The following is an 11,793-nucleotide window of genomic DNA, read 5'->3' as shown; positions in this document are numbered from 1 at the left end:
GGAAGCGCACGAAGGTCGGCGCGCCGCACGTGAGCTCCAGAGTACTGGAGGTCGACTCCCACGATGTCTTGACCCCGCTGGCGGTAGCGGTCGACGATGGCCCCTTCACCGGCCCCGACGTCGAGAATTCGGGCGTTCTTTTCGACTTCGCTCATCACTCCGTCGAGCCAGGCGATCTTCCGGCGGTAGATCGGCGCGTAGCTCCAGCTCGGATCCAGACAGCGGTGGTAATCACCGCGAAGCGCATAGTCACCGGCTCGTTCTTCGAGCACGCCGCTCATGGCTCGACGACCCGCTCGGAGCCCGTATAGACGTTCATGGTTTCGCCTCGCAGGAAACCGACGAGGGTCATGCCCAGCTCGCGCGAGAGGTCGACGGCGAGGCTCGAAGCGGCCGACACGGCGGCAACGAACGGGATACGCGCCATCAAGGCTTTCTGCACGATCTCGAAGCTCGCCCTGCCGCTCACCATGAGGATCCGCCCCTGCAGGGGAAGGGCGTCGTCGAGAAAGCTCGCCCCCACGACCTTGTCCACGGCATTATGGCGGCCTATATCCTCACGCAGCACCAGCAAGTCTCCATTCGCGTCGAAGAGCCCCGCTGCATGAACCCCCCCGGTCGCGTCGAATCCATCCTGGGCGGAGCGCATTCGACCGGGCAGAGTCCGCAACAGGGTTGCGCTCACGCGGAGCTCGTCGTCCGCCACGGACGGGGCCTGCAACCGGACGGATTCGATGGTCAGCTTTCCGCAGAGACCGCAGCTCGACGCCGACACGAAATTCCTTTGCCAGCCTCGTTTCTTCAGATTCACCTGCTTTCCCGAGACGACGTTGATCACGTTGCCCAGGTCGGGGCGTTTGCTGTTGCGACGAGGCCCGATGGAGACGAGCTCCTCGCGTTTACGGAGAATGGCCTCGGTCAGCAGAAATCCAGCCGCGAGCTCCTCGTCGTGCCCGGGCGTTCTCATGACCACGGCGACGCTCTTGTCGTCGAGCCGGATCTCGAGCGGCTCCTCGATGGCGAGCTCGTCGTGGCGCGCCGTTCTCTTCGAACGCTCGATACGCTCGACCGGAGCGGCCACCGAGCGGTTGTCACGGGTCGAAACGGGAATAAGCTCCTCCTGCCGCGATTATAACAGCGCGATGCACTGCCGCCCGCATGGACCCTGCTGGCTCGAGCCGCCATCTCTGAGGCGTAGAAGGCGTCGCCTGGCGTGTGAGCGATTGCTAGCATTTGCTCACTGCTGGTAGATTACCAACTGGAGGGATGGTGACATGCCCAGCGTGCAGATCAGCGCTCGAATCGACAAGACGCTCAAGAAAGCGATCGAGAAATACTGTAAAGCGCGCGGAATCGTGATGAGCCATTTCATCCAGGAGGCGCTCCTCGACCGCCTCGAAGAGCTCGAGGACATAGAGAATCTCAAGAAGATTCGCCACGAGCCGACCCGGCCGTTGTCCGAGGTCCTCGCCGAGCTCAAGCTCGATGGCAAGTTGTAGAGTTCGAATCTCGAGAAGTGCCGAGAAAGCTCTGAAGAAGCTCCCGCGTGATGCTCGAGAGCGGGTCGTGGCGGCCATGGTCGGGCTGGGCGAGAATCCGTTTCCGCCAGGTGTGCGAAAACTGTCCGGGTACGACGACGTATTCCGGATCCGGGTGGGCAACTATCGGATCCTCCACAGTGTTTCCGAACGCGAGTTGATCATCATCGTTTTGAAGATCGGCCATCGGGGGGACCTCTACCGATAATTGGCAGCGATGGATTGTTCAAAAGACTTGCGACGGCAAAGCTCAGGACAGGATCACAAAAGCGTAATAACGATGTCCGCGCTTCACACGATAGGTCTCGAAGTCCGATCGATCGACGGTGAAGATCTTTCTCGTACCTAACTCCTCGGCGGCGGCCACCAGCGAGGCGTCCGACAGATCCATGGGATGATCACGATATCTTTCCATCAGCTCGAACTCGCGGACCAGCAATGCCGGACTCGAGAACCAGACCGACAGTCCACGCTCAGCAACGAAATCGCGAAGCCGATCCGCTCCCTGGCTAGACGGAGTGAGCATGTGAAACGCTTCGGTGAGGACGGGAACCGTCGTGACCAAAGGCTCTCGAATCTTCTTCAGAGCGTCCACGGAATTCCGGTGCTCGGAGTCCTTCGGATCGAACAGCGCCACCAGCGGGCCAGTGTCCGTCAGTATCAACGACGGTGTTTCTTCCGAAGAGCTTCCCGTACGCCGCCCCGGACGTCGGTCGATGACGCGATGGCGTACCCGCCCGGCCCCAGGTCGAGCCGCTGATATACGTCGAACGGGGATTGCGACGCGTGCCTGGCCAACTCCTCGCGAAAGGCGGCGATTCCGCGTTTGAGAACCTCGGAGATCGACAGTCCTGTCGCCTGCCTTATCTCTTCCAGCGTCTGCTCGGTCTCGTCGTCGAGCCTGACGGTTCTCGTGCCCACGGCCTCAACCTCTCGTCGTCGTAATACACATCGTATTACAGCGAACCGGGACGGTCAAACGACTATAGAAGCGCCCCTTTTGACGTTCGGGGCTTCGACGTAGAATCGGCGTCGGAGGTGGGACTATGTCACCATTTGGGATCGTGCTGGTGCCTGCCATCATTACCCTGGCCGTTACCATTCTCAGACTCGTCGGGGAACTGAACGGTTGGTCCCCTGCGCTCTTCGATCCGGAGGCCGGAGGCGGTGGAGCGATTGTGGGAATCGCCTGGCTCGTACCGATCTTCGGAATCTACTTCGCCTGGAAGCTCTACCACTCGGGAAACCTTTCCGCTTCCTACCGGACTCTGGGCTTCGGCGCTCTCGGGCTCGCCGCGTTCGTCGTCATTGCCTTCGGTGGGAGCATGCTCTTCGGTCTCGACCCGAATCAGGTCTCGCTCGCTTCGCTCGTCGTGACGATCCTTGCCGCTCTGGTGGGACTTGGCATCGCCTACGCGGGCTCCCCCGTCCTGGGAAAGACCCTCGTCGTCTATGGTCTCGCGGCAAGGATTCCCGTCATCCTCGTCATGCTCCTCGCGATTCTCGGAAACTGGGGGACGCACTATGACGTCGTTCCCCCTGGGTTTCCGGAGATGGGTGCTTTCAGCAAATGGTTCCTCATCGGCGTCGTGCCCCAGCTCACGATCTGGATGGGATATACCGTGGTACTGGGCGCGATCTTTGGAGGGATCGCGCTTCTGGTCGCCGAGCGACGGCGAGCGGCAGTGCGGACGGCCTGAGCGGCTTTCAAACCGAGTGGCGAGGGCGGGTAAGGCCGATCGCCACGACTCGGACAGGTAGGCGTCCCCGTGTGCCGCTAAGAACCGCAGTCAAACCCGTTGATTCACCCAGGGAGGAGGTGTAAAACCGCCGCGATGAATCACATGCTTCTTCTTCTGGTCGCCCTTTCCGGATCTGCTTCTACCCAGGAGCCCATTCGCGTCTTCATCTCCGTCGACATGGAGGGCATCGGAGGCATCGCTCACTCCGAGATGACCTCCGCGGAGGGAGCGGAGTACGAGCGCGGCCGGAAGCTCATGGTGGGCGAGGTGAACGCAGCGATCGAGGGCGCCCGCGAAGCCGGCGCGACTGACTTCCTGGTGAACGACTCGCACGGCAGCATGAGGAACGTCAAGGTGGAGGATCTGCTCCCGCCGGTACGGCTCATCAGCAACAACTCGAAGGCGCTGGGCATGATGGAGGGAATCAGTGCCGATTTCGACGCGGTGTTCTTCATCGGATACCACTCGATGGAAGGAGAGCCCGGGGTCATGGCCCACACCGGCTCGGGCGGCGTCGTGGGACGAATCCAGGTCGACGGCCGGGCGATGAGCGAAGGCGGTTTGAACGCGAGGGTCGCGGGAACGTTCGGCGTTCCGGTCGCGCTCGCGACGGGAGACGAGGACTTCGTGAAGGAGATCCGGACCCTGGTCGATTCGGACTTGGTGACGGTGCCGGTGAAACGGGCAATCCGTCTTCAGACCGCGGAGCTTCTGCATCCGGAAGAGTGCCGCCGCCTCATCCGGGAAGGCGCGCGCCAGGCGATCGAGAATCTACGCACGTTCCGGCCGACGAGGCCCACGACCCCGACAACCGTCGAGCTCACATACAAGAATCCCGACCTCGCCGACATCGCGTCCGCGATCCCGACGGTCGAGCGCGCGTCGAGGTACGCGGTGCGGTTCCAATCGGACGACTTCGTGAGCGCCTACAAGCTCATCCGGGTGCTGTACCGGAACATTCCGGAATAATTGGGGAACGGCGCGGAGCTATGCCCCCGGAGTCCGAACCGTTTGTGCGTCGCCTCGAGTGTCTCTGGGCTCGTGTCAAGGAAGGCACCCCTTTTGTTTACCCACTTCGGCGGCTGCGGCCTGTTCCACGAGAATACCCGCGTCCCGTTGAAGCAAGAACCCCGCCTGTGAGCGCGAAGCTCATCGGCGCCAAAGGCTTGACGTTGGGTATAACCTTGGTTATACTCGCTCCATGAAGACAGCGATTTCCGTTCCCGACGCCGTTTTCGACGCCGCCGAGGACGCAGCCCAACGTCTGGGCTGGAGCCGGAGCGAGCTCTATACGAAGGCCATCGCCGAGTTCCTCGAAAGACATAGGGGGGACAAAGTGACGGAGGCTCTCGATAGGGTGTACGGTAAGCACCCATCGACGCTTGACCCCGTCCTCGAGAAGCTTCAATACATTTCACTGTCTGAAGAGGAGTGGTGAAGGTGCAGCGGGGCGAGGTCTGGTGGGCGGGCCTGCCGAAGCCGGTGGGATCCGGTCCAGGCTACACCCGACCCGTTCTGGTGGTGCAGTCGAACAGCTTCAACGCCAGCCGAATACGAACCGTGATCGTCGCGGCATTGACCAAGAACACCGCTCTGTCCGAGGCGCCGGGTAACGTGCTCGTCGGCCGGAGAGAATCGGGACTCAGAACAGAATCAGTGGTCAACGTTTCCGCGATTCTCTCCGTAGACAGGAGCTTGTTCAAAGAGCGGGCTGGCCGGCTCTCCTCGAGGGCGATGGCGAGAGTCGATGAGGGATTGCGGATCGCGCTCGGCCTTTGAATTCCTCGGCAACTCCCAGTTCGCCGGTAGAGAACAGCGTCCGAGGGGTGGTTCTTCTCCGGAACGTCAGCAAGACAGCGCTTGGAAGGGAGGGCCTATCAGTCCCAGGTGAGAAGCCAAGGCGGAGACGTCTTTCACGAAGATGCGGTTTCCCGAGACCGGGGGGCTGCGCCCAGGTGACGCTCGGTGCGACCTGGTAGCGAGCGAGCACCTCTAGCCCGGTGCGGCTCGAGCGGACGGTCGAGAAGCTATCCGTCGTCTTCGAGGGAGAGAATCGTGTCGCCGGCGCGGACGATGGCGGCGTTCTCCTCTCGTCGCGCGACACGCACTGCCGCGATTAAAGCAGCTCGATGCTATGCTGCCCGGCCGGAGCATGCTGGGTCGAGCCGCCATCTATGTCTGGGGGATCGTCGTCTTCGCGGCGAGCGAGATCCTCGCCTCGGCGCTCGGCGTGCGCTTCGCCGACGAGACGCTTGGACGGCTGTACCAGTATCTCGATCCCGTCATTCTGAGAGACGATCTCCTTTCGGGCCTGTATTACCTGCATTCCCAGCCGCCGCTCTTCAACCTGGGTCTCGGCGTGGTTCTGAAGCTCTTTCCCGGCTCACACGCGGCGGCCTTCTCCCTTGCCTTCGGTGTCCTGGCGCTCGGCCTTCTTCTCGGGATGGCCTGGCTCTTACGGTCCCTCGGCGTCTCCGATGGCGTGAACGGCTTGGTCTGCCTCCTGTTCGCCCTCCACCCCAACTTCCTCGTCTACCGCCATTGGCTGTTCTATACCCTTCCGGTCGCTTTTCTGCTGGCGGCGGGTGCGATCGCCCTGAAGCGCTCCGCGGTCACGGCGTTCTGCGTTCTCGCGGGCGTTCTGATGTTGACCCGCTCGGTGTTTCACCCTCTATGGTTCGTCCTCGCGGTCGCCGTGCTCGCCTTCATCGGAGAGCCGGGAGCTCGGCGAAGATTGATTGCCGGGGGAGTCGTGACCCTTTTCGTGGTGAACTTGTGGTTCTTGAAGAACGAGCGTCTCGTCGGAAGCTTCACCGCGAGCACCTGGCTGGGACTGAGTTTGTCGAAACGATGGCCCCTGTCGCAGAGCGAGACGGTCGAGCTCAAGAGACGGGGTGCCCTGCCCCCGTTCTGGCACCGCCGCCCCTTTCGGGAGCCGCGCGAGCTCGAGGGCTACGGCTTCTTTCGCCCGGTCGAGGGCCTGCATCCGGCACTCGGGGCGCCCTACAAGTCGAACGGGGAGCCGAACTTCAACCATCAAGACTACGTCGACATCTCGACGGCTCTGCTCGATGGCAACCTCTACCTGATGCGAAACTACCCGGCACGCTATGCCCGGCGGGTGGCTACTTCGCTCCTGCTCTTTCTTCAACCCGGGCCGAACTCGGTCGATTTCCTCGTCGACTACGATTTCGAGAGAGTCGGTCGTTATCGAGACGCGATCACCCGCTTCGTCTTCTTCGGCGGAGGATTCGAGCGACCCATCCGGATGTTGACTCCACGGCCGAACTTGTTGCTTGTCCTCTTTCCACTCCTCCTGGCGGTGGGTGTGCTCGAGCTCAGAGGCTCGCGAGGGCGAGAGGTCTACGCCTTCCTTCTCGTGACGGTGATGTGGGTGACCCTGGTTGCGAACCTCGTCGAGATCGGAGAAAACGACCGGATGCGCTGGGAAGTCGAGCCCTTTCTTGCGATCTGGTTGGCCGTCCTCCTCGAGAAGCTGCGAGGCAAGCTCAGGTCTTCCGCGGCGGCTGAAAGGGTCTGAGCTCGATCCGGCTCGCGAGAGCACGATGGTCCTGAGTGAGGATGCTCGTCACCATCTCCGCGACGTCTTCGGGAGTGAGTCTCCACGAGTCGCCTTCACCCGACGAACGGCCCGCGAACTCCGTGGCCACGCTTCCGGGCATCACGTAGGCCACCTTGATGTTCTCGTAGCGGAGGTCCAGCATCATCGCCTCGCTCAGACCTTCGAGACCGAACTTGGAAGCGTTGTAGGCGGCGCCTCCGGAGAAGGCGTTTTTCCCTGCGAGAGAGCTGATGTTGACGATCGTCCCTCCCCCGCGCTTCTTCATGTAGGGTATCGCCGCCCGGGAGCAATGAAAGACCCCGGTCAGGTTCGTTCCGATGACCTGGTCCCACTCCTCTGGCTCGATGGCGGAGACGTGCTTGAACAGACCCACCCCGGCGTTGTTGACGAGGACGTCGACACCGCCAGCCTCCCGCGCAGCGAAGTCCATGAGCTCCGCGACCTCATCGTAGCGACGTACGTCGCAGGCCAGGCCGTGGGCGTCGATGCCCGTTCGCTTCATGGTATCGACGGCATCGGCAACATCGGATCGACGCCGGGCCGATAGAACGACGGTGCCCCCGGCTCTACCGAGCGATTCGGCGATCGCTCGCCCGATCCCGCGCGTCGAGCCAGTGATGACCGCGACCTTCCCCTTCACTTTTTTCTTTCTCTCATCTTGACGACGCACCGAAGCGAACGTTAGCCTTATCACACTCATCGAAGGAGATCGAGACTTGTCCCAGCAGCTGGCGCTCAAGGTATGGTCGGTCGTGGCTCGCCACCTCCACGAGGGAAGCGGCATCGTGATCCTCCACAAGACGTGGGACGCAAAAAACGGCGCGTTCCTGGTTTTTCCCTCGTACTCGGGCCAGGACCCGGATGCGCTCAAGCCACATGCCTGGATGAGCCTTCGTCACGAGCTCAAGGCTCCCCTGGGTGGGCATACTTTCATTCGGGACTACGCCGAGGTGGTCGATAGGATCCCGATCCAGTCCCTACGCGCTCTGCGCCTCGTCGACGCCGAGCATGCTTTGACGCCGCATGAGGCCGAGCGCCGATACCGAGAGGGATACGGCCTCGTGGCGGTCGTGCTCCGGGTCTACCACCTTCCCCGTGCCTACAAGTTCTACGACATCGCCGAAAAAGAGGGGGAGGATGAGTTCGTGCCGCTCCCTTTCGAAGTGGCCTTGGAGGATCTCACCCCTGCGATCGACGATGCCGAGTTCGAGCGGAGGCACGCGAAGCTGAAGGCGGCCCTTCCCGCCGCCGCTACAAAAGAGTAGCGATCGATCAGCCGGATAGCCGTCGAAGATAATCATCGTGACCGGAGACCGACAGCACCCATTCGTCGAGCCAAGCCAGAAAACCCTCGCGGGTTCGCGACACGGCGTGGTAGTCGTGAAAGAAACCGTGGTCCCGGTCGTAGTAACCGTAACAGGGCGAGGGATGACACCCTCGCGGGGCGTGTACCACGGCGGAGACGAGAAAACCAGGCACGAGAGTACGGTTGGGCTCACCGCAAATCAGGTCGCTCGCGACGATCTCCTCCGCGAGCAGGACGACCGTTCCCGCCGCGCGGGCCGCATCCTTGACCACGCCGAGGTTTCCGATCACGTGGGCGTTGCCTTCCGCGTCGGCGCGCTGCACCGCGAGAACGGCCACGTCGGGTCTGAGTGCCTGCACGCCGACCAGCCGGTCCCCGGTGAAGGGGCATACCATCGGTTGCAGGTGCGGATTCGAGGCGAGCAGGTCCGTTCCGAGTGCGGTTCGTGCCGGAAGATAAGGAACCCCGAGCGCGGCGGCGTGTAAGGCGAGCGCGAGCGTCAAGTTCGAGTGATCGACGACCTGAATTCGATTGGGCTCGGAATGCTCGACCGCCCGGCGAAAGTTGTGGCCCGAGCCTGCGGAGACGTTGCCAACCCATGCGGCGATGACCCGCTCGACCGCCCCGGCGCCAATCAGGACGTCGAACAGCATGTCGGAGATCGGAGCGACGAGCGTCAGCCCCCGACGCTTCTGCCGAACGATCTCGTATCCGCAGGCAAAAGGTATGAGCGCCTCGAGCCCGGCACCGAGCACGACCGTGCAGCCATCGGGGATGAAGCGTCGCACCGCATCCTCGAGAGAGGTCAGTTTGGACACTCCACTCACTTTCCACGAAAGATCGGCTTTCGCTTTTCGAGGAACGCTCGGAGTCCCTCGACCATGTCCTCGGTCGCGGCCAGCTCATCGCGGTAGAGAGCTTCGATTTCTTCGAGTCCCTCGAGCGCCCGGGGCAGCCCGAGCCGAAGCGCTTTCTTGGCGATGCGGAGAGCCGCCGGGCTTTTTTCCGCGAGCGAGCGGAGGAGCACCTCGGCTTCCGCCTGCAAGGCGTCCTCGCTCACGACTTTGGTGACGAGGCCGAAGTCCTCGGCTTCTCGAGCCGACAGCCGCCGGCCCAGAAGCACGATTTCTGCCGCCCGCTTGCTGCCGAGGAGCTTCGGATAGATGGCAGCTCCCAACGGGGGAAAGCATGCCAGGTCGATCTCCGGCTGGGCGAAGGCCGCCTCGTCCGTGGCGATCACGAAATCGCAGCAGGCCAGAAGCTCCATCGCCCCGCCGAACGCGTGCCCGGAAACGAGGGCGAGGGTGATGGCGTCGAGTCGAAGCAGCTGTCGACACACGCCGTGGAACCGTTCGAGCATCTCGTTCAGCCGCTCGGGAAGATGATCCCGGACGTCCACTCCCGCGGAGAAGACCTTCTCGGCGGAATCGAGGATAACGACGTGCACGTCGGTCCGAGAGCCAATGTCGTCGAGTCCTCGAGAAAGCTCTTTGAGCATGTCTCCATCGAATACGTTCAACGGAGAATGCGACAACGTCAGTCGTGCCCTTGGCGGGGCGTAGGAGAGTCTGACCCTCATAGCCAGAAGGAATCCGGATCGAAGGATCGGAGAAGCTCGAGCTCGTCTCGGCGGGGCAGGGGAGTCGGACCACAATCCGCGCTCTTCCGCAGCGGCCAGCCGGTGGCTGAGGCAACTTCCTCGGGCGAGCTCATCGGATGATAGGAGTGAAGCGTGGCTTCGTGCGATTCGGGATCGAATCTCAAGACGGCGAGGTCGGTGAAGACGGCCACCGGGCCACGCCCTCGGAGCCCGGTGCGCTCGCGCCACCCGCCTCCATCACCGTGCCCGGGTGAGGTCAGATGGTGGACCCGATCCACGAGGCGGTGCTTGTCGTGCTTGAGGAGGACGGCAACCCTTCCCGCGAGCGAAGCGATGTCGGAGGCCCCTCCGCTGCCCGGCAGCCTCGTCCCGGGCACGCGGGTGGAGTTCAGGTTGCCGAACCGATCGACCTCGGCCGCCCCGACGAACCCGAGGCTTACGCGACCCGACTGAAGAAGCCCCATGACATCGAGCATGTCGGTGGCGCTGGTGGCAAGCCGGACGTTCGGAGCATCGCTCATGGTGAACAGAGGGCTCGCCGCCGCTCTCTCCCGGATCAGGCCGTTCTCGTAGAGCCCCACGGCGTTCCGGGCGTGAGTGGCCTGGGCGAGTCGGAACGCGAGGAGCGGAAGCCGCATTCCCACGAACACCAGCTCCCCATCGCCGATCTCACGGGCGGCGGCAGCCACCATGAGCTCCTTCGCCGTGGGCGTCGTCTCGTCCGCCACCATCACCCTCTTCGTTCGTCAAGAGATGCTAACATTAGCCATAAAGCCTCTGTGGTATAAAAGGTGCGCAACGAGAAAAGGAGAGATCTAGTCAATGGGCAGGGATTCGCTGAGTGTTACTGACAACCGCACGGGCAAGACCTACGAGATTCCCATCGCGCACGGCGCCATCCATGCCAAGGATCTCCGACAGATCCGGGTCGACGACGACGACTACGGTCTCAAGAGCTACGACCCCGCATTCATCAATACGGCGTCCTGTAAGAGCCGCATCACTTTCATCGACGGGGAGAAGGGAATCCTTCGCTATCGCGGCTACCCCATCGAGCAGCTGGCCGAGCAGGCCGATTACCTCGAAGTCGCCTACCTGATCCTGTTCGGCGAGCTTCCCACGAAGGCGCAATACGACGACTGGGTCCACCACATTACTCACCATACGATCGTCCACGAGTATGTGAAGAAGCTTCTCGACGGTTTTCGCTATGACGCCCATCCGATGGGAATGCTGATCGGCGTCGTCGGGGCACTCTCCACGTTCTACCCCGACGGCAAGCGAGTCCAGGATCCGATGTCGAGGCGGCTCCAGACCTATCGCCTGATCGCCAAGATGCCTACGCTCGCGGCGTTCGCCTATCGGCACAGTATCGGCATGCGCTACACCTATCCCGACAACGACCTGCCCTACACCAAGAACTTCCTGAAGATGATGTTCGCGATGACACCGAGCTTCGACGCCGATTCGGTGTTGGCGAAGGCGCTCGACGTCCTGTTCATCCTTCACGCCGATCACGAGCAGAACTGCTCGACGAGCGCGATGCGTTGCGTCGGGAGCTCAGAGTCCGATCCTTACTCGGCGACCGCCGCTGCCGCGGCAGCGCTCTACGGTCCACTTCATGGCGGAGCCAACGAGGCCGTTCTCCGAATGTTGAACGAGATCGGGAGCAAGGAGAAGGTGCCCGCCTACATCAAACGCGTGAAGGAGGGCGAGGTACGGCTCATGGGCTTCGGCCATCGGGTATACAAGAGCTACGATCCCCGCGCCACCATCATCAAGAAAACTGCACACCAGGTCTTCGAGGTCACGGGGAAGAATCCGCTCATCGATATCGCCGTCGAGCTCGAGCGCATCGCCCTGCAGGAGGACTACTTCGTGAAGCGGCGTCTCTACCCGAACGTCGACTTCTACTCCGGCATCATCTACGAAGCGATGGGTTTTCCGGTGAGCATGTTCCCCGTGCTCTTCGCGATTCCCCGCACGTCGGGCTGGATCGCGCAATGGGAGGAGATGCTGACCGA

The 11,793-nt window shown here is 62.4% G+C and carries 17 protein-coding genes; 9 read left to right on the top strand and 8 right to left on the bottom strand.

The window, feature by feature from the left end; genetic code table 11:
* On the bottom strand, window positions 1-281 hold a 281-nt coding region (locus VEK15_30730; GenBank protein ID HXV65109.1), incomplete at its 3' end, for a hypothetical protein.
* Window positions 278-1,081 (bottom strand): formate dehydrogenase accessory sulfurtransferase FdhD, encoded by an 804-nt coding sequence (fdhD, locus tag VEK15_30725; protein HXV65108.1) that lies wholly within the window; start codon window positions 1,079-1,081, stop codon window positions 278-280. The genes fdhD and VEK15_30730, both read right to left, overlap by 4 nt.
* 193 nt (window positions 1,082-1,274) lie before the next feature.
* Between fdhD and VEK15_30720 the strand changes: the two genes are divergently transcribed.
* Both VEK15_30720 and VEK15_30715 read left to right on the top strand, forming a co-directional pair.
* Window positions 1,275-1,499 carry a DUF6290 family protein gene (locus VEK15_30720; protein HXV65107.1) on the top strand — a complete coding sequence of 75 codons (225 nt, stop codon included), beginning with the start codon at window positions 1,275-1,277 and terminating at the stop codon, window positions 1,497-1,499.
* Window positions 1,486-1,746, top strand: coding sequence for a type II toxin-antitoxin system RelE/ParE family toxin (locus VEK15_30715; protein ID HXV65106.1), 261 nt, complete (start codon window positions 1,486-1,488; stop codon window positions 1,744-1,746). Before VEK15_30720 ends, VEK15_30715 begins: the two co-directional genes overlap by 14 nt.
* 42 nt (window positions 1,747-1,788) lie before the next feature.
* Here the strand turns inward: VEK15_30715 and VEK15_30710 are convergent, their stop codons facing one another.
* Together VEK15_30710 and VEK15_30705 are read right to left on the bottom strand one after the other, a co-directional pair.
* Window positions 1,789-2,202 carry a PIN domain nuclease gene (locus VEK15_30710; protein HXV65105.1) on the bottom strand — a complete coding sequence of 138 codons (414 nt, stop codon included), beginning with the start codon at window positions 2,200-2,202 and terminating at the stop codon, window positions 1,789-1,791.
* On the bottom strand, window positions 2,199-2,459 hold the full coding sequence (locus VEK15_30705; GenBank protein HXV65104.1) for a ribbon-helix-helix protein, CopG family: 261 nt from the start codon (window positions 2,457-2,459) through the stop codon (window positions 2,199-2,201). The genes VEK15_30710 and VEK15_30705 overlap by 4 nt, the downstream gene beginning before the upstream one ends.
* A gap of 125 nt (window positions 2,460-2,584) precedes the next feature.
* Between VEK15_30705 and VEK15_30700 the strand changes: the two genes are divergently transcribed.
* From VEK15_30700 to VEK15_30680, 5 genes are all read left to right on the top strand, one after another.
* Window positions 2,585-3,238: a hypothetical protein gene (locus tag VEK15_30700; protein ID HXV65103.1), complete on the top strand. Its 654-nt coding sequence runs from the start codon at window positions 2,585-2,587 to the stop codon at window positions 3,236-3,238.
* A gap of 135 nt (window positions 3,239-3,373) precedes the next feature.
* Window positions 3,374-4,249: a M55 family metallopeptidase gene (locus VEK15_30695; protein ID HXV65102.1), complete on the top strand. Its 876-nt coding sequence runs from the start codon at window positions 3,374-3,376 to the stop codon at window positions 4,247-4,249.
* Between the two features lie 232 nt (window positions 4,250-4,481).
* Window positions 4,482-4,718 (top strand): hypothetical protein, encoded by a 237-nt coding sequence (locus tag VEK15_30690; GenBank protein ID HXV65101.1) that lies wholly within the window; start codon window positions 4,482-4,484, stop codon window positions 4,716-4,718.
* Between the two features lie 2 nt (window positions 4,719-4,720).
* Entirely contained in the window at window positions 4,721-5,059 is a 339-nt protein-coding gene (locus VEK15_30685) for a type II toxin-antitoxin system PemK/MazF family toxin (GenBank protein ID HXV65100.1), read from the top strand.
* Window positions 5,060-5,414: 355 nt separating this feature from the next.
* Window positions 5,415-6,821, top strand: a complete 1,407-nt coding sequence (locus tag VEK15_30680; protein ID HXV65099.1) for a hypothetical protein — start codon at window positions 5,415-5,417, stop codon at window positions 6,819-6,821.
* On the opposite strand, the gene VEK15_30675 is transcribed toward VEK15_30680, so the two are convergent.
* Window positions 6,790-7,503 (bottom strand): SDR family oxidoreductase, encoded by a 714-nt coding sequence (locus tag VEK15_30675; protein ID HXV65098.1) that lies wholly within the window; start codon window positions 7,501-7,503, stop codon window positions 6,790-6,792. The two genes, VEK15_30680 and VEK15_30675, sit on opposite strands and share 32 nt — an antisense overlap.
* A 76-nt stretch (window positions 7,504-7,579) precedes the next feature.
* On the opposite strand from VEK15_30675, the gene VEK15_30670 reads away from it, so the two are divergent.
* Window positions 7,580-8,128 (top strand): DUF1802 family protein, encoded by a 549-nt coding sequence (locus tag VEK15_30670; protein HXV65097.1) that lies wholly within the window; start codon window positions 7,580-7,582, stop codon window positions 8,126-8,128.
* A 7-nt stretch (window positions 8,129-8,135) separates the two neighbouring features.
* On the opposite strand, the gene VEK15_30665 is transcribed toward VEK15_30670, so the two are convergent.
* From VEK15_30665 to VEK15_30655, 3 genes are read right to left on the bottom strand one after another with little or no spacing between them, the layout of a single operon-like run.
* The gene (locus tag VEK15_30665; protein ID HXV65096.1) at window positions 8,136-8,987 is read right to left on the bottom strand and encodes a CoA-transferase; all 852 of its coding nucleotides are present in this window, start codon (window positions 8,985-8,987) and stop codon (window positions 8,136-8,138) included.
* A gap of 5 nt (window positions 8,988-8,992) precedes the next feature.
* Window positions 8,993-9,748, bottom strand: a complete 756-nt coding sequence (locus VEK15_30660; protein ID HXV65095.1) for an enoyl-CoA hydratase/isomerase family protein — start codon at window positions 9,746-9,748, stop codon at window positions 8,993-8,995.
* Window positions 9,745-10,500, bottom strand: a complete 756-nt coding sequence (locus tag VEK15_30655) for a CoA-transferase (GenBank protein HXV65094.1) — start codon at window positions 10,498-10,500, stop codon at window positions 9,745-9,747. The genes VEK15_30660 and VEK15_30655 overlap by 4 nt, the downstream gene beginning before the upstream one ends.
* Before the next feature lie 91 nt (window positions 10,501-10,591).
* On the opposite strand from VEK15_30655, the gene VEK15_30650 reads away from it, so the two are divergent.
* A partial coding sequence (locus VEK15_30650) for a citrate synthase (protein ID HXV65093.1) occupies window positions 10,592-11,793 on the top strand: 1,202 nt, incomplete at its 3' end.

Source organism: Vicinamibacteria bacterium, from assembly GCA_035620555.1.
In the GTDB taxonomy this organism is placed as follows: Bacteria; Acidobacteriota; Vicinamibacteria; order Marinacidobacterales; family SMYC01; genus DASPGQ01.
Note: the sequence above shows the minus strand (reverse complement) of the source record. Positions and strands in the feature narration are given on the sequence as shown.